20 protein-coding genes and 1 tRNA gene are annotated in these 23,934 nt (G+C 53.0%); 7 read left to right on the plus strand and 14 right to left on the minus strand.

Features of this window, described 5'->3' with window-relative positions; translation table 11 throughout:
- Nucleotides 1–9: 9 nt before the first annotated feature.
- On the minus strand, nt 10–2,100 hold the full coding sequence (locus KIH39_RS03480) for an APC family permease (protein ID WP_213497880.1): 2,091 nt from the start codon (nt 2,098–2,100) through the stop codon (nt 10–12).
- 198 nt (nt 2,101–2,298) lie between these two features.
- Here KIH39_RS03480 and KIH39_RS03485 point away from each other — a divergent pair, with 198 nt between their 5' ends.
- Nucleotides 2,299–2,808, plus strand: coding sequence for a hypothetical protein (locus tag KIH39_RS03485; RefSeq protein WP_213497881.1), 510 nt, complete (start codon nt 2,299–2,301; stop codon nt 2,806–2,808).
- 179 nt (nt 2,809–2,987) lie between these two features.
- Here KIH39_RS03485 and KIH39_RS03490 read toward each other — a convergent pair whose 3' ends face one another.
- The 4 genes from KIH39_RS03490 to trpD all read right to left on the minus strand — a co-directional run bounded on the left by KIH39_RS03490 (nt 2,988) and on the right by trpD (nt 6,888).
- Nucleotides 2,988–3,812 carry a hypothetical protein gene (locus KIH39_RS03490; protein WP_213497882.1) on the minus strand — a complete coding sequence of 275 codons (825 nt, stop codon included), beginning with the start codon at nt 3,810–3,812 and terminating at the stop codon, nt 2,988–2,990.
- A 311-nt stretch (nt 3,813–4,123) separates the two neighbouring features.
- On the minus strand, nt 4,124–4,876 hold the full coding sequence (locus tag KIH39_RS03495) for a hypothetical protein (RefSeq protein ID WP_213497883.1): 753 nt from the start codon (nt 4,874–4,876) through the stop codon (nt 4,124–4,126).
- Nucleotides 4,877–4,896: 20 nt separating this feature from the next.
- The gene (locus tag KIH39_RS03500) at nt 4,897–5,823 is read right to left on the minus strand and encodes a nucleoside hydrolase (RefSeq protein WP_213497884.1); all 927 of its coding nucleotides are present in this window, start codon (nt 5,821–5,823) and stop codon (nt 4,897–4,899) included.
- Nucleotides 5,824–5,838: 15 nt separating this feature from the next.
- Nucleotides 5,839–6,888 (minus strand): anthranilate phosphoribosyltransferase, encoded by a 1,050-nt coding sequence (trpD, locus tag KIH39_RS03505; protein WP_213497885.1) that lies wholly within the window; start codon nt 6,886–6,888, stop codon nt 5,839–5,841.
- A gap of 159 nt (nt 6,889–7,047) precedes the next feature.
- Here trpD and lexA point away from each other — a divergent pair, with 159 nt between their 5' ends.
- Entirely contained in the window at nt 7,048–7,656 is a 609-nt protein-coding gene (gene lexA, locus KIH39_RS03510) for a transcriptional repressor LexA (RefSeq protein WP_213497886.1), read from the plus strand.
- Between the two features lie 3 nt (nt 7,657–7,659).
- Here the strand turns inward: lexA and KIH39_RS03515 are convergent, their stop codons facing one another.
- The 7 genes from KIH39_RS03515 to KIH39_RS03545 all read right to left on the minus strand — a co-directional run bounded on the left by KIH39_RS03515 (nt 7,660) and on the right by KIH39_RS03545 (nt 15,445).
- On the minus strand, nt 7,660–8,925 hold the full coding sequence (locus KIH39_RS03515; protein WP_213497887.1) for a YkgJ family cysteine cluster protein: 1,266 nt from the start codon (nt 8,923–8,925) through the stop codon (nt 7,660–7,662).
- Nucleotides 8,926–8,947: 22 nt separating this feature from the next.
- A tRNA-Ala gene (locus KIH39_RS03520) sits at nt 8,948–9,020 on the minus strand.
- Between the two features lie 78 nt (nt 9,021–9,098).
- Nucleotides 9,099–10,151, minus strand: a complete 1,053-nt coding sequence (locus KIH39_RS03525) for a hypothetical protein (protein ID WP_213497888.1) — start codon at nt 10,149–10,151, stop codon at nt 9,099–9,101.
- Between the two features lie 34 nt (nt 10,152–10,185).
- Nucleotides 10,186–13,473: a tetratricopeptide repeat protein gene (locus KIH39_RS03530; RefSeq protein ID WP_213497889.1), complete on the minus strand. Its 3,288-nt coding sequence runs from the start codon at nt 13,471–13,473 to the stop codon at nt 10,186–10,188.
- 104 nt (nt 13,474–13,577) lie between these two features.
- Nucleotides 13,578–14,477 (minus strand): TIGR01777 family oxidoreductase, encoded by a 900-nt coding sequence (locus tag KIH39_RS03535; RefSeq protein ID WP_213497890.1) that lies wholly within the window; start codon nt 14,475–14,477, stop codon nt 13,578–13,580.
- Nucleotides 14,478–14,513: 36 nt separating this feature from the next.
- The gene (locus KIH39_RS03540; protein ID WP_213497891.1) at nt 14,514–14,945 is read right to left on the minus strand and encodes a hypothetical protein; all 432 of its coding nucleotides are present in this window, start codon (nt 14,943–14,945) and stop codon (nt 14,514–14,516) included.
- A 5-nt stretch (nt 14,946–14,950) separates the two neighbouring features.
- Nucleotides 14,951–15,445: a DinB family protein gene (locus tag KIH39_RS03545; RefSeq protein ID WP_213497892.1), complete on the minus strand. Its 495-nt coding sequence runs from the start codon at nt 15,443–15,445 to the stop codon at nt 14,951–14,953.
- Between the two features lie 106 nt (nt 15,446–15,551).
- Here KIH39_RS03545 and ppdK point away from each other — a divergent pair, with 106 nt between their 5' ends.
- The gene (gene ppdK / locus KIH39_RS03550) at nt 15,552–18,206 is read left to right on the plus strand and encodes a pyruvate, phosphate dikinase (RefSeq protein WP_213497893.1); all 2,655 of its coding nucleotides are present in this window, start codon (nt 15,552–15,554) and stop codon (nt 18,204–18,206) included.
- 76 nt (nt 18,207–18,282) lie between these two features.
- On the opposite strand, the gene KIH39_RS03555 is transcribed toward ppdK, so the two are convergent.
- On the minus strand, nt 18,283–19,473 hold the full coding sequence (locus KIH39_RS03555) for a serpin family protein (protein WP_213497894.1): 1,191 nt from the start codon (nt 19,471–19,473) through the stop codon (nt 18,283–18,285).
- 259 nt (nt 19,474–19,732) lie between these two features.
- Here KIH39_RS03555 and KIH39_RS03560 point away from each other — a divergent pair, with 259 nt between their 5' ends.
- The 4 genes from KIH39_RS03560 (at nt 19,733) to KIH39_RS03575 (ending at nt 22,837) form a co-directional block, all read left to right on the plus strand.
- Complete coding sequence (locus tag KIH39_RS03560; RefSeq protein ID WP_213497895.1) at nt 19,733–21,052, plus strand: patatin-like phospholipase family protein; 1,320 nt, start codon at nt 19,733–19,735, stop codon at nt 21,050–21,052.
- Nucleotides 21,053–21,154: 102 nt separating this feature from the next.
- On the plus strand, nt 21,155–22,084 hold the full coding sequence (locus KIH39_RS03565; protein WP_213497896.1) for an amidohydrolase family protein: 930 nt from the start codon (nt 21,155–21,157) through the stop codon (nt 22,082–22,084).
- A gap of 16 nt (nt 22,085–22,100) precedes the next feature.
- On the plus strand, nt 22,101–22,487 hold the full coding sequence (locus KIH39_RS03570; protein WP_213497897.1) for a PDZ domain-containing protein: 387 nt from the start codon (nt 22,101–22,103) through the stop codon (nt 22,485–22,487).
- Between the two features lie 14 nt (nt 22,488–22,501).
- The gene (locus tag KIH39_RS03575) at nt 22,502–22,837 is read left to right on the plus strand and encodes a PDZ domain-containing protein (RefSeq protein WP_213497898.1); all 336 of its coding nucleotides are present in this window, start codon (nt 22,502–22,504) and stop codon (nt 22,835–22,837) included.
- On the opposite strand, the gene KIH39_RS03580 is transcribed toward KIH39_RS03575, so the two are convergent.
- Complete coding sequence (locus tag KIH39_RS03580; RefSeq protein ID WP_213497899.1) at nt 22,834–23,691, minus strand: enoyl-CoA hydratase-related protein; 858 nt, start codon at nt 23,689–23,691, stop codon at nt 22,834–22,836. The two genes, KIH39_RS03575 and KIH39_RS03580, sit on opposite strands and share 4 nt — an antisense overlap.
- Between the last annotated feature and the right edge of the window lie 243 nt (nt 23,692–23,934).

Below are 23,934 nucleotides of genomic sequence, written 5' to 3' on the forward strand. Positions count from 1 at the left end.
TACCGAAGTTTAAGCGCCGGCAATAATGACGCGGGGCCGTTTTTCCTCATTCGGTTCCGCTCGGCGAAGCAATTCCCGGACCATCCAGGGGATATTTCCTTCCCCGAACAATAAAAAGCCCAAGGTTCCGGTGAGCGGCCGTTCTTCGGTCCAGCCGAAGTGAATCTCTGGTGGGCGACCGTATTTAGCCATTTCCAGAGAAAGGGCAGCTAGAGTATGGGCTATCGAAGCGGCCCGGCTGATTTTCATCACATACCGGCCGTCTTCGAAACGAATTTCCAACGTCGGTTCCTGCAGAAACTCGCTGGCATCGAGCAGTACGACCTCCACGAATATTATGGTGATATCCCGGGGAATACGGTGCTCCTGCCGAATAGCGAGTTCCTTGCTGGCCAGACTGCGGCGACCTGGGCGGTGCGGCACCAAAACGGAAAGCTCAAGATGCTTAATGGTATCCCAGTAGAGTTTCGATTCCCCGTCGGGAATATAGAAACCGCTGAAACGCAGTTCCCGGCTACGATAAACCCGGGAGGCAAAAGACGTCACCAGCACAGCCCCAATGAAGCAGCCTGCAATGTGCAAACCGACCGGTTTTTCCAGAATAAGCGCCGCCGTAGTGTAGCAGAACACAATGGTAATGAGGAAAAAGGGCCAGGAGATTCGCTTGTACCAGGCCCCGTTTCGCTCTCGATAAATATCGATCACTGCGGCCACGCACGCACTGGTAATCAGTACCAGCACGCCAGTCGCATAAGCATCACTCTGGGCATCCACATCCGCTTTGAAGATAAGTGTGACGACTAGGTTTATGAATGTGAATAACAACACGAGCGGCCGGATGGCCCGAGCCCATTCAGGCGCCATGCCGTACTTCGGTAGATACTGGGGCACCAGGTTTAACAGCCCCGCCATTGCCGAAGCTCCGGCGAACCAGAGAATCACGATGGTAAACATGTCGTAGATGGTGCCGAAAATATCCCCAAAAAACGGCGCCAGTTTCTCCCCATTCTCGGCGTGTGCCAGAAAAGCCAAAGCCCGGCCATCGGCGGCCGGCTTGATGCCTTTATCTTTGGCGTCGTCGTCCGAGAGTCGAACGCCGTTTTCATCCATCGCCAGGATCTGAATCGGTTCGATGAGCGTCGTGCAAACCAGCGAGGAGGCTAGTAGGAAAGCCGACATAACTACGGCGGCCGTTATCAGAAGCTTCTTGGTATTGCGGATCCGGCCGAACGGTTCCTCCGGGTTGTCGTCCTTATTTCCCTTGATGAGCGGCATCACGGCCACTCCAGTTTCGAAGCCGCTCAAACCGAGTGCCAACTTGGGGAACAGAATAATGCTGAGAATCAGAATGCTGAAAAAGCTCTTGGAACCTGTCCAGGGCTGTTCGAGATACCAGTTTCCTTCGTTAACCCGTTGCAGCCAGGTGGTGATTTTATCGGGATGTTCCGCTATATGAATGAGTCCGGACCCGACCACGATCAGGCTGAGAATCAGGTACCCCCCAACGAGGAAAACGGCGAGGCCTATGACCTCGCGAAAACCCTTCATGAACATGGCCCCGAGAAGCATCAGGAGAATCGAAGTGACGACCAACCGCTGTCGAATGTCGAAGCTTTGCTTGGCCTGTTCGAAGATCTTACTTTTATCTTCCTCCGAGGCTTCCCCGGGGGTTGACTGCGGGAGATTAAAATCGGAAGGCTTATAGTTCAAGGGCCAGAAGGAGTTCTGGATCAAGTGTTCGGAAGCATCCGCCGCGGAAAGCGTCTTGGTAATAACGAAATCGGTGGCAGCAAAGCCGAGCAGTACGAGCACGAGAATCTTACCGGGCCAGCCGGGAACTAGCCGGGCGAGCATCCCGATCGAACCCTGACCGCTGTGCGATTTCCCGGCGACATAGCCGTAGACCGGCAAGGCTCCCAGGAGCGTCACCAGGACGAGCACAATCGTGGCGAAGGGGCCTAGCAATCCCGCATTTTTATAAGCGGTCGAGGGTTGATAAGCCAAGGTGCTGAAGTAATCCACACCGGTCAGACACATAACCCAAAGCCAAAAGCTCTGGTGTTCGGTCGGTTTGGGAGATCCAGGTACGGGAGTGCTCATCGATGGCGGATGGGTTTCCAAGGGGGGAGTTCATCACCGGTGTCATGCCGGGATTTCAACTTCCAAGATTCTCGAAATTATATGTTACAAGCAACATTCGGAGGGGGGAAACTTGCCCGGAGGGCAAAATTGGAATTAAACCTTGATAGAGTCAGGCTTTATAGTGCTAATCGGGAAATATTAAAATAAATTAATGAGATGGATTGGATCACCAAATTGGAGCTGTCGAAGCAATTGCTTTTACGAAGAACTAACCGCAAGAAGCTGACCGACTCCTTCAATGAGATTCCGACCTTCAGCGGCATCACCCCGCTGCCGCCCGTGGAAGCAGCCAGTTATTTCCAAAAGCTGGTTCCCTCGCTCGATAATCTCAATGTTCGGCTATTCGAAAATCAGATGCGTCGTCAGTCGATGACTCTCGCCGCGGCGACCGAGCAGACGCTTATTAAAAAAGTTCAGGAAGCGATCCAGACGGGGCTGGAATCGGGCGGCAAAGAGGCGAGCAAGTTCGATCTGAACACGATTCTGAGCGAGGCCGGAGTTACACCGAAGAATCCGCAGTACGCCGGAATGGTGTACCGTATCAACGCGATGGACTCGTATAACGCGGGATTGCGAGCGGAATATCAGGCCCCGGATGTTAAGGCGTTCTTTCCGGTCTGGCAGTATCTCGGCATCGAGGACGGCCGTCAGGGATCGGATCACTAGATCCATTTCAACAAGTTCTATCCGGCGGGGGCGAGCTTTGAGGATGTCCGGGGAGATCGACCGTTCAACTGCCGCTGCACTCCTCGACCGATCGACAAGTACACCTGGGCGGAGATGGTGAAGCGCGGGGCGAGAGTCGAGACGAGCTGGGGGCTGGCGGTTTAGGCGTCGGGCAAGATTCAAATGCCAAAATCAGCCGATTTAGGTAATGGCATTTCGAAGACATCCTCGAGTTCTTCCCTAATAACAAGCACCCATTCATTGATAAATACCTGATATTTTCTCGCTATCGATTGCAACGTGTCATCTTGATTGTGAGGTACAAAGCTTCGCGGATGATCGAATTTAATCTGATTCATAGCTCGTTTTGGGTCTACGCAAATCAGATGCTCAAATGGAGGTTCGCGATACTGTCCAAGAACTACTGAATGGCGATGCTTAGTGGCATCGTGATATTCAATGATTGTCGATAAAAGCAGGTTATTCTTTGACCAATGAGAACAAATCTTAGGGAACATTCTCGAACAGAACCGATGAATAGAAAATTTTTCGTTGTTCCTGCTTGGAGGATCAAAAAGATTGAGTGGATTAATCCGCTTTAGTTTAGCAGGATCGGTAATGTCTATGAACTCAGAAGGCCTGCGAAGGAACCCCAGAGCATTCAGCGCGTGCGCGAAACATTCCAAGGAAGAATCCATGCCAAAAAAAAGAGTAGCAGCATAACTTTCCCAGACAATGTTCCAATCATTTGAACTTAGCGAAGTCTGAATATTCAAGGGGGGAGTAGTACCTACTCCAAACTCGCTGAGATTTTCAAAATTTCTGTCAACAGAAAGAATTCGAGCTAACATACCTCGAATGGCATAACGATAAGTTAGAATCCAATTATCTACCTTCTTATACTTTTTATCGAAGTGAAGAACTCGACCAAAAGCGAACAACTGATCGCCAATTTGATAGGTTTCTTGGAAATCGAGAGCTTTACAGGCAAATCCAGCTTCCATGGCGATCATCTCCGACTAGAAATCTTCATTCGATTAATGACAGAGCTCGATTCAATAAAGTTCGGAACAAGTTGCAGACAACAAAATTAGGTTTTCCAAGTTTCAAGTTCCAGCTATTCCGAATTTTATTGGAACACTTGCCTGCTCACACTCCTCTCACCACATTTCACGGGACAACCCCGCCCGCCATAATTGTTCTCCTTGGCCAACGAAATCCAAGCAAAACCAACCGCGACATTCGATGAACCGCTCCGGCTATTCAGCACAGGTGAGGTCGAGGAGTAAGACGAAATCCCGGGAGCACCCACCCATCATCCTGGTTTTTTCTTCTGCTCCCCTAACAGTTTGCCTAAAGCTATGCGAAATTCGCGTTCTTTTCCTGCCTTCACGAGCGCCGCGTTAGCCTTCTCGAGCAGTTCCTTTTCCAGAGACGGTTTGATTTGTTTGACGAATTCCACCAGAGTATTACCCACCATTTTAGCCGCTTCGCCGCCCAGACCGAGGGTGTGTTCAACAGTCAGGTGATCGTAACCGACCTTTGCCTCCAGAATTTTGAATTTGACGTTAAGTTCTGGAATGAGGCCTTGGAATTTCAGTTCGCTCCGCACTTCGCATTGCAGAATGGCCCCGACATCGCAGCGCGCTCGGGTTTCGCCGCTGTAGAGTTTTACGCCATCTTTCCAGATTTGCTGGAGAAAAGTCACTCGAATCGGGCCACGTACATTCACTTCGAAACGAGTAACTCCCGGCTCCGGAGAGACGACCTTATCCACCCCGACCACCAGAGTGTTTTGCAGATTCAAGCCCTCCACTTCGAGCCGCTTCCAGTTACCATCATTCTTCATTTTGGTTTCTTTGATCGGCGTCAGCGGATGCTTCGGATCGAACTTGATAGTGTCGAAGGCCTTCTGAGTTCCCCATTTGGTGTCTTTTACTAGTAGAGGAGTCGGCATCTTCTGCAAAAGGAGATTTCGCAACGCCTGTCCCATAGCAGCGGGATTCTCGGCGTTGAGCACCGGCGGCAATTGACAAAATTGAAAAGCCAGAAGGGCGTAGGCAATCATACGGAAGCTCCGGACACTAACTAACTGCAGGTACTGAGCGTGCGTAGAATGTAGTCGCGTACGCCGACCACGTCAACATCCATCCCGAGGAGCACGTTCGGGGCACTGGCGGGGTTGGGGCGATTATCCACGACCAGGGCACCGCGAGTTAATTCGCCGCGAGTTTCCACATCGACAAAATACCCATTCCAGTTGATGCAGGCCGGCAGAGCCAGAGCGGCAATTGCCAGCACATCCTTCAAATGGAACCCCTCGATGCCATAAAGATTGGAACTTGCCCGAATGCCGAAGGGGATGATCTGCCGGAGAAACTGGCAGGTGCCCGAACGGGATGCCGGCAGTTCAAGCAGGTCCGAAGGACTGAAGATCAATTTGCGGGAGATATCCAGCGTCAGAAGTTGAATGGTCGCGCCGCTGTGCAGCACGATTTTGGCCGCCGCGGGATCGCAGGCGAAATGAAACTCCGCGGCCGCGGTGGAATTGCCCGGTTCGAGCCAGGTTCCTCCCATAAGGACGATACTCTCGATGAGGTTGGGCAGATCGGGATCGCGTTCAATCGCCCGCGCCAGAATCGTGGCGGGACCCATGCATAAAATGCGAAGTTCCTTGGGGTACTCCCTTACCAGTTCGTTCAGAAGTTTGTCCCCGGGCAACGGGGAGTGTAGGGATATGTCGGGAACGACGAAGCCGCCCAATCCTTCCGGGCCGTGCAATTCTTTGCCGTCGATTTCGTAGTCCACCGGCAAAGCACCGCCCAGTCGCGGCCACTTCGGTGGATCGATTTGATTAATCAAGACCTGGACGTTTCGCGTGGCCTGAGCCGCGGAGATGTTCCCGGCGGTGGCAATAATGGCCACTACCTCGAATTCCGGATCGTGCAACGCCAAAGCGATTGCGAACGAAGTGTCGATTCCGGGGTCAGCAATCAGAACGATTTTCTGGGGCATGGCTATACCTCACAATCACCGGCTATTCTGGAGATTTTTCAGAACAGCTTTGGCCTTGCCGCTCAAAATACTCTCAAGTGCGAGTTCAACACCATTAGACAAAGTTTTTACGCGTTGTGCAACAACCAGTGCAGCCGCCGCGTTCGCCAGCACAATTTGTCGATGGGGAATATCCTCCCCCGAAAGGATGCGTTCGATGATTTTCGCACTCTCGGCCGCATCCTGAATCTGAAACGTGGATAGTGGAAACCGCCTCAGTCCCAGGTCGCTGGGCTCGATTTCCGAGGCCGGCGTACAAACTCGCTGGTGGATTTCCTGAATTCTCGTGGAATCACCCAATGTAATTTCGTCCAGCCCGTCCAGGCCGTGCAGAATCCAGACTCGATCGAAATTCAGCTGTCGGCAAGCCTCGGCCAGTATGGCAATCGCTTTGAGTTCTCCCACGCCGATCAACTGGTAGGGGACCGAGGCGGGGTTCAGCAGTGGGCCGAGAAAATTAAAAAGCGTTCGAAATCCGAGCTTGCGACGGACCGGGGCGACGAATTTTAAAGCGGGATGAAAGCTCGGGGCGAAGCAGAAAGCCAGCCCGAACTCGTCTAGGCAGCGTTGCGACCAGTCCGGACCGGCTTGAATCGGCACGCCAAGAATCTCGAGGACATCCGAACTGCCGCTGCGCGAGGACGCGGAGCGATTGCCATGCTTGACGACCGGCACGCCCGCACCCGCCACCACCAGGGCGACGGCCGTACTGATGTTAAAAGTGCCGGAATGGTCGCCTCCGGTACCACAGGTATCCAGACATTTTCGACCTCGGCAATCGATCCTTAACATTTTTTCACGGAGCACGGTCGCCGCCTGAACCAGAATCTCAGCAATTTCGATGGGCTCGGCCCAGGTTTCAAAAAAGCGGAGTGCGGTCAGAAAGGAGGCTGCCGTGGCTTCGTCCACGCGGGCATCGGTGATGGAATCGAAGGCCGTTCGTAAAACTTCATTCGAAGGGCGTCGGCGGTCGAGAAACGCGGCCACGGCTGCGGAGCACCAGGATGTTTTCGTCGAGTCCGACACCGCCAAAACCCCCGTCAAATAGGAGAATTATTCATTCTAAAGGATTTTGTCAGCCGGTCAAAAAACCCTGTTTGCATCTGTACAGCTGTTTATTATACTAGACTACATCAATGTTGATGCGCACACGCTTTGATGCACGAACATATGAAAGGGATTTGCATGGCACGTTCTGCGGAAATGACTGTTCGTCAGAAGGAAGTTCTGGACTTTATTAGAACGAAAATTGAAAACCGAGGTTTCCCTCCCTCGATCCGAGAAATTTGCGATGCTTTCGATTTCAAGAGTCCGAACGCCGTGACGGGTCACCTCAAAGCCCTCGAACGCAAGGGCTTCATTAACCGGATGGAGCACAAGAGCGCCCGAGCGATTGAAGTCCCCGATATTCGCGTCGGCCGGGTTTCCTTTCCCTTGCTCGGTCTGGTTTCCGCCGGTATGGGAATCGAAGCCGTGCAGCAGGATGACCAGATTGATCTCGGCGAGCTCTTCGGCGGAAAAGAACACTTTGCTTTGCGAGTTCGCGGCACCTCGATGATCGAAGATCACATCGCCGATGGCGATATCGTCATTATCAAAAAGCAGCCGACGGCCAACAACGGCGAGCGAGTGGTCGCCATGATCGACCGAGAAGTGACGCTGAAAAAGTTCTACAAGAAGCGGGATTCGATTCGCCTGGAACCGGCTAACAGCACGATGGAAGCGATTGTCGTCACTCCCGATCGCGATATTTCGATTCTGGGAGTGCTGGTAGGGGTCGTTCGGAAGTGCTGATTCTCAACGGGAATACCAGGCGATTAATTTCGCCAGTTCGCCCCGTTTGCACATGATTCGCGTCGAATAGACGTACCTCTGAGACTTCAGCAGCTTGTTAAAACCAAAGTTGTCGTCCACCACCTGCAGTGCCCATCGGAAGGCTTCTTCCTGAGGACGATCGTGGAAGACTCTCGCCAGCCAGCAGACAATCGGAAACGTCAATAACAGCGATTCCAAGCCGTCCCAGAACATGCGGTTGTCGTTAGTTGCCCCGCAGAATTGCATCGAATCCAACTTCACCCGAAAATAACGTTCGAAGAGGTCTTCGGTCTCGTCCAATAATCCCCCCGTCGGTTTCTCGGCGGCTTCAAAAGTGCCATCGGGGATCTGCCGATGAGTCTTGGGAATCGGTCCGCTCCCTCGAACGAAACGCCAGGCGGCGAAGAGCAGGGCCACCCGCCCTTTGCGGGAAATCCCTTGTTGCGGTCCCTTATCTTTGCGGCAGAAAACCGCCGAGATCTGTCGAAATAGAATCCGTCCAATCCAGCCTGGCGGTGCCAATTCGGTATTGTCTTCCGGAGTGATTGCCAGAACTTCTTGCGTCAGAATTCCGAGGAATTCTTCCAGCCTATTCCCCGAGACTTTGTCGAATCTGGCTGAGCGGCATATGGTGGCCACACCCAGGATCACCCGCAATCGAAACTCAATCGGGTAGTCGCTGTTGTCGGTCAGCAGATTGCGGAAATGCCGGGCGAAGACTTGCAAATCCTCCCAGCTGACGGACTGTGAAGTTTGCAGGGGCGGAGGCTCGACGATCGTTTCATCGGTGACGTTGGCTCGCTTTTCCAGCGCCTGAGCATAGACCTGCAATTCCTCCAGATGGCCGGGCATCGCTTTACCGATATTTTTGGTCACGGACGGGCAGGCGAAGCGAAGTCCCACCTTCCACTGCTTGGCCACAGGAATCAAAATAAACGGATAGACTCGGCACGCGAGGGGTTTGGCCGGTTCGCCGAATTTACCGTGAATCCGGCAGAGTCCTTTTTCGGTGAGAAAGACGCAGCCGTCGTCCGATTCGCGGTGGTTGAGCCGCCATTGTTTTTTGAATCGACCAGACGGCTTGAAGAGTGTCACCCCTTTCATTTCGGGGTCTTCTTCCCACTTCTGATCGATAATTCTCTGCCGTTCTTCCTCGGTGATTTGGATTTCGTATTCCCGGCAGCATTCGCCGCAGGCGTGACAGTCCCAATTGTGCAGGACCGGAAGTGATTGCAAGGTTAAACGCATGATTTTAACGAAATGTGAGAAATGGAGCGGAGGAGAGTTGAACTCCCGACCTCTGCAATGCGAATGCAGCGCTCTCCCAACTGAGCTACCGCCCCGGAATGATCCACCTGATCGCGAAGCGATTTCTTGAGAAAACCGCTCCCTCCTGTAAGACTCTAAGCTACGACAATGGTTCACTGACGTAAATGGGTCAGCTTATCCTTATAGAGTTTTGCCCGATCGGCATCCTTCATCGATTCGCTGTCGAACAGTTTCACGAGCCGATCCAGCGCCTTCAGATGCTCCGTCCGATCCTGGTTGTACACCACATCGACCCAGAGGTAGGACCACATCGCTTCCCGGGGTTGGTTCTTCAAGTTGTAGCAATCGCCCAGCACATTATACGCGACGGCCTTGAAGGAATTGTCGCTCGATTGAGCGATCTGTTCTTCGAACTGCTTGGCCAGATCGGCCATTTTCGAGGTCGGATCGTCGGCGGCCGAGGCCAGAACATAAAGGTTCAGTTTGGCCTTCAGGGGATCGCTGCTGGCCAAAGATTTTGCCAATTCCTCCGCTTTAGATTTCGCTTCTCGGATTTTCTTGGTTGAGAACAGGACATCGACTCGAGCGAATTCGGCTTCCTGTTTCAGTTCTTTGGGCAGTTTGTCCAACCGGCTGAACGAATCGACGCTAGCCAAGGCTCCGGTGGCATCGTTGGCGCGCAATTGAAGAGCGATCAGCAGCTTATAGGCGTTTATCGTATGCCAGGTGGAATTGTTGGTGCTCACAAACTTCTTCAGCAGATCGATGGCCGGTTGCAAGAGGCTCGAATTGTCGTTGGATAGAATGGCGGTCAGCACGGAGATCTTGTAATCGACGAATCGTTTCGCCCGTTCGCTTCCCGTCACCCGGTTCTGCAAACCTTTGTACCCTTCGAGAGCCTTGGTAAAATCCTGCCGTTCTTCCGCAATGGCTATCGGACCGTAATCGAGTTTCGCCGTTCCAGGCAGTTCATAGCTGATTTTCGTCAGGTCGTTTGCAGGAATAGTGACTTCCTTACCGCCCGCCGTGAGTTTGATTCGGATGGTGGTGAAGTTCTCATCGACAATCGTTCCATTCGCGATTAAGGATCCCGTTTTGTTTTTGGAGTCCCGGTAATCGATGCGATCGTCCGCTGAGAGTAGGCCGACCTGTAGGATCAGACCGAGGGAGATCACCAGCAAGGGGTGGAAATATTTCCGCTTCATAGGTCCTCGTTCAACTGTTGTTCCAGTCGTGATTTCAATTCGAAGTTTCGAGTAGCTTTCCGCCGAGCGCCTTGTACTTGTCCTGCAGAATCTTGTTCTCTTCCATCAAATCGCGCATTTTATCTTTCAGAGTCGTGGAAAGATCGGGATTCTTGTTTTCCATATCGTAAAAGCGCTGGGCAATCTTGCCGAAGCCATCGTCGATCTGTTTAGCGGATTTGTTCTTGTCGAGCGAGTTATAGGCTTTGGCCGAGCACCTTTGCGCTTCGAAGAACAGGTCGAAGTAGAGGGATCGCTTCCGGGCATCCGAGTCGTTCTTCGGATTCGGCGGAGGCAACGGTTCGCCGAACATTCGGGCCATTGTGGTCCAATAAGCTACGCCATTGCGAAAATCGCCCTGATCCTCGTAGAGATAAGCTCGTTCCTTGCGGGCTTCGATGCTCGAGAAGAAGGGACCTTTCGCTTGTCCTGTGCCGATCAGCTTTTCGAGATACTCCTTGGCCTTTTCGTAGTTTTTGGCCTGGCGATAAGTCTTGGCTAGGGTGTACTGAATCTGGCGGTACGTCTTTGTTTTGGTATCCGAAGGATCATTCCCGGTCGGTTCGGGAAGCGATTTAAGCAAATTCTCCAGCAATTCGACCGATTTCGCATTCAGGTCGATACTGGCATACCCCTGGGCGAGGAAGAGCGTCATTGTGGTCGGCAGCTTGGGTTGGCTGGCAATCTGATCGAGGAATTTCGAGAAACCCTCCACCAGTTGCTTTTCTTCCTCGGCTTTACCTGCTTTGCGTAGCGACTCGAATTGGGTTCGAACGGTACCGACTAACGAGCGCAGATTGGCCACGCGACTTTCGACCGAGCCCCCGGATTTCTCGAGGGTATTCAGCAGGCCGTTAGCGTCTTCCAGCTTGTTTTCCTGTATGGCCGCTCGTAAGGCGATGATCAGGATGTCCCGCTCGCCGCGAGTATAGCGATCGAAAGTGGGCACGGCCTCCAGCGCCGTCAACTTCTCTTTGTTCTTGGGGTCAGCCCGCTCATTAATTTCCTTCTGAATTTCCTGCAAGGGGGCCTTGATCAATTCGGACACCTTGGATTGGTTCCCTTCCTGAATCAGGGTCGCAATCTGCCCTTGAATGCCATTCAGATGCATGGCTTTGATCGAATAAAGCAGTTCGTTTTTCTCGGCGTTCTTATTGGTGAACGAAGCGGAAGTTGCCAATAATTTCTGTGCGGCATCGGCGATTTTCTGAATCTCGGCGTACTCTTTACCTTCGAGCATCAGCAGTTGGCAAAGTTGCATGCGGGCCAGGAAATAATGCGAAGCTTCTGTGGAGTCGAGATTGGGATTCGGCTCGGGCAGATTACGCAGACTGGTGAGCGTATCGTTCCAGTAGGAAGAGTATTTCTTGATCTGTCCGGGCACAAAAGCTTTGAGTCGGGAGGATTCCACATCTTCGCGAATCAGACTGAACAGGGACCCACCCTGTTGCAGCCGTGCCAGATAGATACCGGCATAGTTCGGTCGAATTTTCTGATAGATGGAAATTGCTTCGGTGTATTTTTTATCCCGGGCCGTGTAATAGGCCCAAAGTTCCCGTGCATCGTCGGTGGCGGTATCATCGGGCCAAGTCACATCCATATACTGGGCGAGTTTCTTGAGACGCTCGATATCGACTTCCGCTAACGTCTTGCCAGCTTCGCCAGAGGCGATTGCTTCCGCCGCCGAGCGATTGTAGCCTTGGACTGCCAGAGAGCAGGCCGAGGCGGCCTTGGGGAGACGCAGATTGTTTCGAGCCAGATTTTCTCCGTAAACCGCTGCGGACATCGGCTGACCGCCGTAGAGGTAACAGCGAGTGAGAAAATAGCGGGCATCGAAGACATCCCGAGTTGAATCCTTCGGTGATACGATCTGCAGAGCTCGTTCGAGGTAGGAGATGGCCTTACCGATTCGTAATTTCTCTTCATCGGCCACTCGCTTTTTACCTTCTGGCGAACTACGATCCTCCTGTTTGCGGAGAAAGACGAGTAGGCGGGCTTCCTGTATCTGAGCTTGTATTACCGCCTTATCGAAAGAGTTGATCGACGAAGGTTGTACCTCTCCTGCTTTTCCTTCGGAATCTGCCAGAAGCAGCAGAATTTCCTGCTTTCGACGGCTGGATTTATCGTAATATTCGTTGTCCAAATCCGTCAGTTCTTTGTAAATGTGCAAGGCTTCCTGCAGATTCGTGTTGGCAGCGGGTGTGATCGATAAAACCTTATTATTCTTGTCCCTTCGGATGCCGTTCTCTTTATCCGCGAGATTTTGGTAGCAGATCCCTTGGATGAATCGAATCCCCAACCCTTCTGGGGTATTCCGGAAGCTCCCGTAGTCTTTCAGCCAGGAACTTGCCATCGTCAGCGTATTCAGCAGCACATCGCCCGCGGCTTTGCTGCCATCGTCCCTTCCCTCAAAGGTATCTCGGATTTTGAAATAGCGAACGAGTCGGACCCCATCGGAAGCGAGAGGATCGGGCCGGTTTTTCAACAGGGTTTCGTAGGTTTTCAGGGCGACTTGCGGCTCGTTCATCAGAACGCTGATATGGTAGTACCACGCGGCCGCGATCCAACCGGTTCGATCGACCACTTCATTGCTCTCGTAAATGGCGCTAAAACCGCTCCGGGCTTTCTTGAGAGCATTCGCCTTGGCTAACAGGTCTTTCTGATCATTGCGAAGGTACGTCTCCGAAATGTTGTACAGGTTGATCATTTCATCCAGGTGGGATTTCGCCTGGGCATCCTGCAACAAACGGATTCGGGCCTGCCAGGTGCCTTTCTTCTCCGCTCGAACCTTCTTGATCTCCTCATCGAGCAGCTTGGTCGATTTCTGGAAACGGGTGGCGGCGTTTTCAAACATCGGGCGGGCTTTCTCCGCCTCGGTATTCTTGGAGACTTCATCTTCGCTTCGCCGTGATTTCAGCAGCTGCGACCGGGCCAGATAGGAAGTGAGCTTGGCCAGTTCGACGTTTGCTTCCGGATGGTTGGCATTTTTTTTCAGAAAGGAATCGAATTCTGCACGGGCCTGGGACAGCAGCAGACTTCGTTTACCTTCATCGAGTTCCACACCCGCCAGTTCCATCATCGTGCGAGCGTATTCCAGCGACAGATCGTCGAGAATATCGGCCGGGGCGGAGGGCCGGATTTTTCGAATATATTCCAGAGCGAGATCGGGCAGGCCTTCGTTACGCAGACCGCGAATAAAGTCGATATAGGGAGGAGCTTCGGCCGCCACCGGGGCATTTTGAATCAAAAGCACTAAAAGCAAAATTCCTGACAACCTGCGCATGGCCGGAAAACCCAATTTCGGAGAGATAATGCTTGGTGAGGAGTGCATATTGCAATTCTGTACCGGGAGCTAGAGAGTTACAAGTGGCATTTCCAATTTTTCAACTATCCCAGGAGGTTGGCGAGTGCATTTTTCAACGAAGTGAACCGGAACGAGTAGCCATTTTCCGAAAGTCGCGCGGGATAGACTCTTTGGCTGCCCACGGCCACCTCCGTCACTTCTCCCAGGGCAATTCTCATCAGAAATTCAGGAACCGGAAACCAACTCGGCCGGTGCAGCTGATCCCCCAAAGCTTTGGAAAAACCCCAGTTGCGGATCGGTTCCGGAGCCGTGAGATTGAGCGGCCCCTGGATCTGGGAATTATTCAGAGCAAAAAGCAGGGCTTCGACCTGATCTTCGATGTGAATCCAACTCATCCACTGCTGGCCATCGCTAAGTGGCCCGCCGAAGAAGAAACGAAATGGAGGGATCATTTGCTTAAGAGAACCCCCGGCAGGATCTAGTACTATTCCGGTCCGGATAGAGACGACTCGCGCAGCGTTCTCTGCCTCACTGGCGGCTGCTTCCCAGGCTTGGCATAGCTGCGCCAGAAAATCGGTTCCGGGTGCACTCTTTTCGGTGAGTTCCTCATCCCCGCGCGAGCCGTAATAGCCAATTGCCGAACCCGACAGGAAGATGCGGTTCGATCTCCGTTTCTCTCGTAAGCGATTCGCTAGAATCTGTGTCGAGAGAACCCGACTATCCCAAAGCTTTTGCTTGAATTTCTTCGACCAGCGATGGGCAAACACCGGTTCCCCGGCGAGATGGATCACCGCATCGCATTCGTCGACCCGTTTCAGCCAGCTTTCGTCTGCCACAGCCGGGTCGCCGGTAATCGTCGTCCAACTTTCCGAGACCGGACCTTCGTGTCGCGAGAGCAGGAAGACTTCGTGGTTCGCTTCGACCAGCCGGGGTAGCAGCTTTCTACCGATCAGGCCGGTGCCGCCGGTTACAAAAATACGCATAAGGACTCAGGGAAAGGGTGTCTGAAGGGAACTGGCTTAATGACTGGAGCGATCTTTAACTTCATTTAAAATTTGCTTCATCAACCTTTCCAGATCGCGGATATAGTCCTTTCCACGATCGACTTTAGTCACGATTCGCTCGAACTCCCGCTTCAAGCGATGGGAGGTTTCCACCATCTGTTCTTTATATTTGTCTTCCATTTGGTGGCGGACTTCGGCAGTCATTCGCAGCGTACCATCTCCGGTTTCCCGAATGATTTGCATTTTTCGACCCAATTGCCGAATCTTGGGCCAAGCTCTGATCCAGCTTTCCCGATCAACGACGCTATGCAATTCGTCCGCCAGGGCATCCATGCTGTTCAGAGAATCCTGAGCCAACGTATCCGCCGGCTCCTCGGTTAAGTTTGGGCTGTTGCAGGCCGTCAGAAATAAAAGCAGTATCGAGACGGGAAGGAGTTTTCGCATCATATTGCTCAGAAATTGATCACTTTGGGGAGATTCATCAACTTGCACCAGATGGACAACTGGCCCAGGTGCAGGGCGTGATGGGAGAAGAGGAGGTTTTCCACGAAGTCGCGAACGGTCGGCAATTCTTTGTTGAAAAAGCGTGAAGGATTCGGCTTCTCCAGACGTTGCGGTGAAACTTCATTCAGGGCCGTCAGGATCATCTCCGAAATCTGGCTCAGTTGCGCCAGCATCTCCTTTTTACTGGGCAATTCTTTGGGCATATCGGCCAGATTCGAACCTGGGCCAAACCATTGGGTATACTCCTGGGGACAAAGTTTAGTACCGCCCAACAACGCCAGCGCCCCATCCCAGGCCATGCACAGATGACCGATTACCCAGATAGGCGGATTGATCGCCGGGGTCGGTTGGGTCCGGGTTTGCTCCTCCGGGATCTCCGCAAAGACCTTTTGAGTCAGGCCCATCATATATCGAAACAGCGTGGTATTGATTGGTGACGACATCCTGTTCCTCCCGGGCACTGTGCAAAAATCCCCTTTTTCAATATCTCATTACCATATATTTATACGGAAATGAGACCTGTTCACTTTCGCAGAGGAAAAATTCGAAATGTCGCAGAAGCACGTGTATTCTTTCGGCGGAAAAACAGCCGATGGTAACGGCAAGCAGAAGGAACTACTGGGAGGCAAAGGGGCGAATCTCGCAGAAATGTGTTTGATTGGAATTCCGGTTCCTCCCGGTTTTACCATTACGACGGAAGTTTGCGCTGCCTACTACGAAGCGGGCAAGAAGATTCCGGAAGCCGCAGTCCCGGAAATTGACGCCGCCGTCACGAAAATGGAAGCAGTTTTCGGCGGCAAGAAATTTGGCGATCCGGCCGATCCTCTGTTGGTTTCGGTTCGCTCCGGGGCGGCTCTCTCCATGCCCGGGATGATGAACACCATTCTTAACCTGGGTCTCACCGATACTTCCGTCGAGGGATTGGCCAAAAAGACCGGCAATCCCCGCTTCGCCTACGATAGCTTCCGACGACTGATCGACATGTTCGGTTCCACGGCCATGGGCTGCGAGCATGAAGATTTCGAACACGAAATTCACAAGTTGAAGGAAGAAAAGAAGGTCAAACTCGATACCGATCTGTCGGCGGATGATCTCAAAGAACTCGTCAAACGCTACAAGGCCGTTTACAAGAAGCACGTCGGCGAAGATTTCCCCAACGATCCCCGCAAGCAGTTGATGCTATCTATCAATGCCGTGTTCAATTCCTGGCACGGGCACAAGGCCGTGGAATATCGTCGCATCGAACGCATCACCGGCCTTAAAGGCACGGCGGTAAACGTTCAGGCGATGGTGTTCGGCAACATGGGCGAATCTTCCGGTACCGGTGTAGCGTTTACCCGCGATCCGAATACCGGCGAAAACGTCTTCTACGGCGATTACCTGATCAACGCCCAGGGCGAAGACGTCGTGGCCGGGATTCGAACCCCCGAGCCAATCGCTAAACTCGAAGAGCAGATGCCCAAAGTCTATGCCCAGCTCGTCGAAATCCGCCAAACACTCGAAAAACACTTCAAGGATATGCAGGATATCGAGTTCACCGTTCAGGATGGTGTACTCTACATGCTGCAAACCCGTAACGGCAAGCGCACCGGCACGGCCGCTGTGAAGATCGCAGTCGATATGGTGAAGGAAAAGCTGATCGACGAAGCCACCGCCGTGAAGCGAGTGAACCCCGATTCGCTGAACCACCTGTTGCAACCGCAGCTCGATCCGAAATCGAAGATCAAGCCGGTGGCCCAGGGGATTGCCGCCAGCCCAGGTGGAGCTTCGGGCAAAATCGTTCTGTCGGCCGAAGCCGCCGTCGAGCACGCCGCCAAGCACCCCGGCGATCCGATCATGCTGGTGCGAAAAGAAACCAGCCCGGAAGACGTGGCCGGTATGCACCTGGCACGCGGCATTCTGACGAGCACGGGTGGTAAAGCCAGCCATGCGGCCGTGGTGGCTCGCGGTTGGGGCAAGCCTTGCGTCGTCGGCTGCGAAGCTGTCAAAATCGATGAAAAAGCGGGCGTGGTCGTGATCAGCGGCCAAACTCTGAAAGCAGGCGATTTCATTACGATCAACGGTACTACCGGAGATGTGATGATCGGTAAAGTGGAAACTATCGCCCCCAGCATGACCGGCGACTTCTCCACCCTGATGACCTGGGCCGATAAATCCCGCAAGCTGAAGATTCGCACCAATGCCGACAGCCCGGCCGACGCTTTGAAGGCTCGCGAATTCGGCGCGGAAGGTATCGGCCTCTGCCGAACGGAACATATGTTCTTCGGAGAAGACCGCATCTCCGCCGTGCGCGAAATGATTCTGTCCACGACCGAGGAAGGGCGGAAGAAGGCTCTTGCGAAGATCGAACCGTATCAGAAGGCGGACTTCGTAGGGATCTTCGAAGCGATGGACGGTTTCCCCGTCACCATCCGCCTGCTCGATCCCCCGCTACACGAGTTCCTGCCACAAAAGGACAACAAGGCCGGTGCGGAAGCCGTGGCCAAGCAGATCGGTGTGACTGTCGAAAAGATTTTCGAACGCGTTGAAGAACTCCACGAAATGAATCCGATGATGGGTTTCCGCGGCTGCCGATTGCCGCTGGTGTTCCCAGAAATTGGCGACATGCAGGTTCGAGCCATCATCGAAGCCGCCATCGAAGTCAAGAAGAAGGGTAAGAGCGTCCTTCCGGAAATCATGATTCCGCTGGTCGGCATCGTCGAAGAACTGATTATCCTCAAGAAGCGAGCCATCGCAGTGGCCGAGGAAGCCATGGCGAAACATGGCGTGAAGGTCGAATACCAGATCGGCACCATGATCGAACTGCCACGCGCAGCTCTGACGGCCGACAAGATCGCCGAGGAAGCCGAATTCTTCAGCTTCGGAACTAACGACTTGACCCAGATGACCTTCGGTTTCAGCCGCGATGACATCAAAGGCTTCATGCCGACCTATCTGGCTCACAAAATTCTGCCGGTCGACCCGTTCCAATCCATCGATGTCAACGGTGTAGGCCAGCTGATTGAGATCGGGATTCAGAAGGGTCGTAAGAGCCGTACGGAGCACCACAAACAGCACTTGAAAGTGGGCATCTGCGGTGAACATGGCGGCGATCCGGATAGCGTTCACTTCTGCCACAAAGTGGGCATGGATTATGTGAGTTGCTCGCCGTTCCGGGTACCCATCGCTCGTCTGGCCGCGGCTCAGGCCGCTTTGGCCAAGTAAGCAGCTCGGATTCAAAAAATAAAAAAAACTCGGAGAATTCCTGTTCTCCGAGCTTTTTCGCATTAATGGGCCAGGCTTATTTCGGTTCGGTCAGTCGACCCAGGAACAAGATACTTCCCGACTTGTTATCGCGAATCATAAACAGGAAGGGATGATCGCAGCGAACGAAAATCGGCGGAGCAGTTGGTTTCATTGCTCGCAAGGCGACGATAGCGGCCGAGGCGGCTGCGGCTTCGGTTCCCTCCTCATTCACTTCGACGAAACTCTTGTGCACCACCTTGGTAAGGACCAGATTTTTCGTGCCGTCCATGCCACTGAGGTTGGATTTGGGTCCGAATGCATCGCTCATGCCCATTTTGGCAAGTGTCGATTCGAGATCGAATTGGCTCTCCAGTTTGAATTTGGGAAGTAAGACGTTCACATCTTTGGTCGGCTTCATCGAACCGATCCAGCCGGTCATCTTCGTACCGGTCAGATCCGCTTCAAGGGCGTTCAGACCGTCCACTTTTTTCGGCAGGAGAATCACCATCGAGAGTTCGTCCTTGCTGTAAGGCAGGGCGACCATCTGAAAATCGTCGTTCTGGAAGTAAGAGTATTCATTTTTAATCACCATCAGCTGGGTGGGAACTTTATGGTCCGCTGAAGTGGAAAAGTCGGCCTTCTGCGTCAGCTTGGGATCGAAGGTCTTCTTCCAGGCTCCCTTGAAATAAATGGCGTTGACCAGCACTAACTTGGTGAGAGAATCGACAGTCCCCGGGGCGAGCAGGTTTTGAATTTTGTTGTTGGTCTTAGACTCGACCCACTTGTTGATCTCCAGGCGCGATGCCTCGGTGTTACCGACAAAGTCGACTTCTTTCAGGCCGGCCTGGTAGTACTTCTGCGTGTCCTGCATAAAGGAAGCGAGCCAGGGATGCCCCTTCTGACCGAAGAGAGAATTCGCCACGCTCAACTGATACGCCTTGGGATCGGCAGAGTTCAACTTCTGTAAGAGTTCGGCAAAACCTTCATTGCTACCGGGTCGAAGATGCAGTACCTGCATCATCTGCTGGAGCGTTTCTTCACGAGCTCCGGTGCTGGTCATCGCCAGCGCGGTCGAGATGCTGAATGGCGAAAGAAAGAGATTGCCCTTCGAATCTTTAAGCTTCGCGTAAAGATCGAACGCAAATTGCGTGTTACTATCGACGACGGCCTTCGTTTCGGCGGCATCGCTTTGGGCACATCCTGCTGTGAGTCCGAAGATGGCCATGATGATGAGTGCTCTGTGCATTGGGTGGCTCCTGTTAGGTTACACTGAATCGACGGCTCACGCCAAATAATCGTTTTCAGGAAGTAAGTATTTTCTTAAGTAAATTCTCAGATCCGAACTCCCGATTGCACCCTGGTTTCCCATCTTCGCTTGGAGCTAAATCCCTTCAACTTCCCTAAGCGCCCATTCCCTGAACCTGTAATCAATTGCCCTTGCGGCTGGTACTCCGCACTGGTATGAGTTGATTTGGCTCTGCTTTTTCTTGAAAAACAGGATCTCCGTGGCGAAGGGTCTTCGAATCTCGGTAGTCTGGCTGTTCCTGGCAACAGTGGCGGGCTGTTCTGCGCCCGCGATGAGTTTGCAGTCCTATTCGAAGCAAGGGATCGATCCGCGGCGCGTCATGGATCCGGCGGCTCAGTCCGAGGCCGAGCAGCTTTGTAACTGGGTCGAGTTTTACTCGATGTGCGAGCAGTTGAAAGCTACCCGCAAACCGGAAGTGATGCCGCCGAAAAAGAGCGTGCTGGTCCTCTCCGGCGGCGGTACCTACGGGGCTTACACGGCCGGTGTGCTGGTCGGGTGGTCCGAGGCGGGCAATCGTCCTAACTTCGATGTCGTTACCGGCGTTTCGACCGGCGCTCTGATCGCGGCCATGGTCTTCCTGGGCCCCGAAATGGATGGCGAATTGAAGCGGCTCTATACCACCGTTTCCAACAACGATATCTACATTCAGAAACTTCTGCCCCGCGGCATCCTTTCGGAATCACTGGCCGACAATACGCCGCTCGAAAAGATGATCATGCAAGTGGTCACTCCCGATTACTTGACTAAGGTTGCGGCGGAGCATCGCAAGGGGCGTCGACTATACGTTGGCACTACTGAAATGGATAGCCGTCAGCCGATCATCTGGGATATGGGGGCGATCGCCTGCCAGGGTACTGCAGAATCCCGGGTTCTCTTCAGCAAACTGCTCTTGGCATCTGCTGCGATTCCAGGTTTCTTTCCGCCCGTGCGAATCCCGGTGGAAATCGATGGTCGCCGGAGCGAGGAATTGCACGTCGATGGCGGGGTAACGCAGGCGGTATTTGCCCGTCCACCCTGGATGCCGGCGAATCTTCGCAATGGGTCGCACCAGCTATTCGGCTCGGATCTCTATATCATCACGGCCGGGAAGCTTTATGCGGATCCTCAGTCGATCAAGTTGCGAGCTTTGAATATCGCGGCCACCAGCGTCAGTACGCTCATTTATTCCCAAACCCGCGATCAACTTTTCAAGCTCTACGCGGTGAGCGTTCTGACCGGTATGAATTATCGCTTGACCTCGATTCCCGAAGAATTCCCTGTACCGGAAGATGCTACGACTTTCGACCCGATTACCATGTCGAAAATGTTCGACGAAGGCGTTCGGCAGATACGCATAGGCCAGGCTTGGCGAGATTCTCCTCCCGGCTTTGAAAAGGGAGAGGAAATTTCCGTTCGGGCCGGCGTGAAACTCTCTACGGATCAGTTCAACCCGCAGTCCGTGATGCAACCCGCCGCCAAAAGCGCGGTTATTCCTAAGACTGAAAATGGCATTCCCATCGGTCCGATGAAAGGGAATTGACCCGATTTTCTTAACACCTCATTTCGGATGAAAAATCTGCTTTCCGTCGAACTCTTTTTCGTGTTATGATCCGGAGATTATCCGCTAACAGAGTACTCGACCATGAATCGTCGTGAATTTGTCGCCGCCGGGATCAGTGCCATTGCACTCAGTCCTCTCTCCGCAAAGGAAGCACCCATGCAGCCAATAATCGATACGCATCAGCATCTCTGGGACCTTACGAAAGTGAAGCTCAGTTGGCTCAAAGAGGGGTCGCCGCTCAATAATCAGTTTCGGCCCCAAGAGTATGCCACGGCGACTGCTGATGTGGGGATTGTGAAATCAGTCTACATGGAAGTCGATGTGGTTCCGGATAATCAGCAGATCGAGGCCGATTACATTATTGATCTCTGCAAGAGCAAGAAGACTCCCACCGTCGCGGCGGTACTCGGTGGACATCCCTCGTCGGAAGGATTCGCCAAATACGTCGCTCAGTTCAAGGGAAGCCCCTACGTTAAAGGCATCCGGCAGGTGATACACGTCGATTCGACGCCCGCGGGTTACTGCAACAGTAAAGATTTTGAAAAAGGGGTGCAACTATTGGGTGAGCTCGGATTGAGTTTCGATATCTGCATCCGTCCCGGCGAAATTCCCTACGGCGCCAAACTGGTGGATGCCTGCCCGCATACGCGTTTCATTCTCGATCACTGTGGGAATGCTCCCATAAATGATGCCGCGCAAATGGCGACCTGGAAAAAGGATATCGCCGATATCGCGAGCCGCAAGAATATCGTTTGCAAGGTGTCCGGCATCGTCGCCTCGGCCAAAAAAGGGGCTTGGAATGCCGATACGCTGGCCCCGGCTATTAATCACACGATCGAAGCTTTCGGCTGGGATCGGGTGATGTTTGGCGGAGATTGGCCTGTATGTACGCTCGCGGCGAGCTATAAAGAATGGGTAGCTGCTTTGAAGAGCATCGTGTCCAATCAGTCGAAAGAAAACCAGATGAAGCTCTTCCATGATAACGCAGCCAAGTTTTATGGCTTAACTTAATGCAAAGGTGGAGAGCATGGCCGCTCTTACGACGCTCCTACTGATGTTCACCTGTGCCCCTGTTCCCAAGGGGCCCACTCCCGATCTTAAGATGCCCGGCTACCTGGGCGTCCAGTTCGATGAAGTGGAGAAGGGGATTCTGCTCACCAACGTGTACGACGAATCCCCCGCCAAGCGAGCAGGACTCGAGCCAAGCGATGTGATAACGCAGATTTCGGGCCGACAGGTCAGGGATATGCTTACCGTTCAAAATATGATTTACGAAACCCCGCCGAATACGCTGATTGTCATCGGAATTCTGCGGGGTGACAAAGTCTTAAATGTAAAATTGCGCGTCGGTCATCGACCCAAGGATTTTCCCGTTTATCCGCTCAACCAGAATGAGACGGTGATACTTCCTTAATTGGCAGGATTAAAGTGTACTCCGCATTGGCTACCCTTCTGTTTTCCTGCTGCATGCCCATACCTAAACCGGCAATTCCGGATCAGTACGCACCGGGATATTTCGGTGTCCGCATGACCCCCGAGGGAAGATTGGTTCGCATTACCGAGGTCGTCGAAGATACGCCGGCCTCCCGCGCCGGCATACAACCGGGGGATCTTCTTCAAAAAATTGGGACCTATCAGGTCGATGGCGATGATGAACTTCGCGAGATGATTACCACATTACGGCCGGGTACTCGATTACCGATTGTAGTGACTCGCAAGGGCAAGAATCTCACTCTTTCGCTTACCGTCACTTCCAAGAATTAGCCACCCCGGGGACGGTTGAAAAATTCACCCATCAAGGTCTGAGCGCCGGTACTGGGGACCAGCCTCATAAAAGCTTCCCGTTCCAGTTTCAGCGCTTCCTGAAAGGGTAGGTGGATACCTTCCTGTATGATCCTCAGGGCTTCGTTGATGGCTGGCTGCCGGTTTAGGTTGTCCGAATGATATTCCGAAACATCCAGCGGTTGCACATCGTGTTTAGGATCGTGTTTGCGACGGCGGGCTTCCTGATACGAACTCGAGCTGGATTTCAGCAGACTTTTGCCAAATTCCATTAATTTTTCCGAGTCGGTTCTCCAATCGAACAGCCGAGTTTTCGGTTCTCCCGTGCAGATGAGCTCGGCGGCCAACGGGCTGGAATAGAGCCGGGAAAATCTTTGCGTGCCGCCCCAGCCGGGAATTAAGCCCAGTTTGACTTCCGGAAATCCCAGACTCAGCTTGGGGTTATCCCCTTCAATTCGAAGATCGCAGGCCAAGGTGACTTCCAAACCCCCTCCGAGGCAGACGCCGTCGATCAACGCCACGGTTGGAAAAGGGAGCGATTCGAGCATCGAAAGAGTATTGTTGCCCAGATCGATGAATTCCTCGACCGATTTCATGTCCCCCGTTTGGCGGGGATACAACTCCTTGATATCGGCTCCTGCGAGAAAAACCCCCGGTTTGGTGCTTTGCAGAATCAGCCCCTGAAGTGTGTGGTCTTCCTTGATTTCTTTCAGGGCAAGCTGCAGGTCCGTCCAGAGTTCCCGAGTCAGCACGTTGAGCTTGCTGTTCACCCGATCGAAACTGATCACTGCGAAATGGTCGTTAAGATCGAGTTGGAGAGTCGCCGTGTTCCTCATCGTCTTCCGCCTCCGAAATTACCGGGGCCTCCCAATCTGCCGATTGAGGCTATTTCCTAATTGTGCAGGGGATGCGGACGGAGATCAATAAGTCCTTAAACTGAATTCGCAATCGCAGGCGGCCCATCTGCAATCTCACCCTCTTGAACCCGGTCCAGCTTATCCACATTTTCCAAGTTCACACTTCGCCGGTAATCTGGGCAATACTACCCGGATGTAGCAGATTTCTCGAATTGGATGTTC

Origin of the sequence: Telmatocola sphagniphila (genome assembly GCF_018398935.1) — a bacterium.
Lineage (GTDB): Bacteria > Planctomycetota > Planctomycetia > Gemmatales > Gemmataceae > Telmatocola > Telmatocola sphagniphila.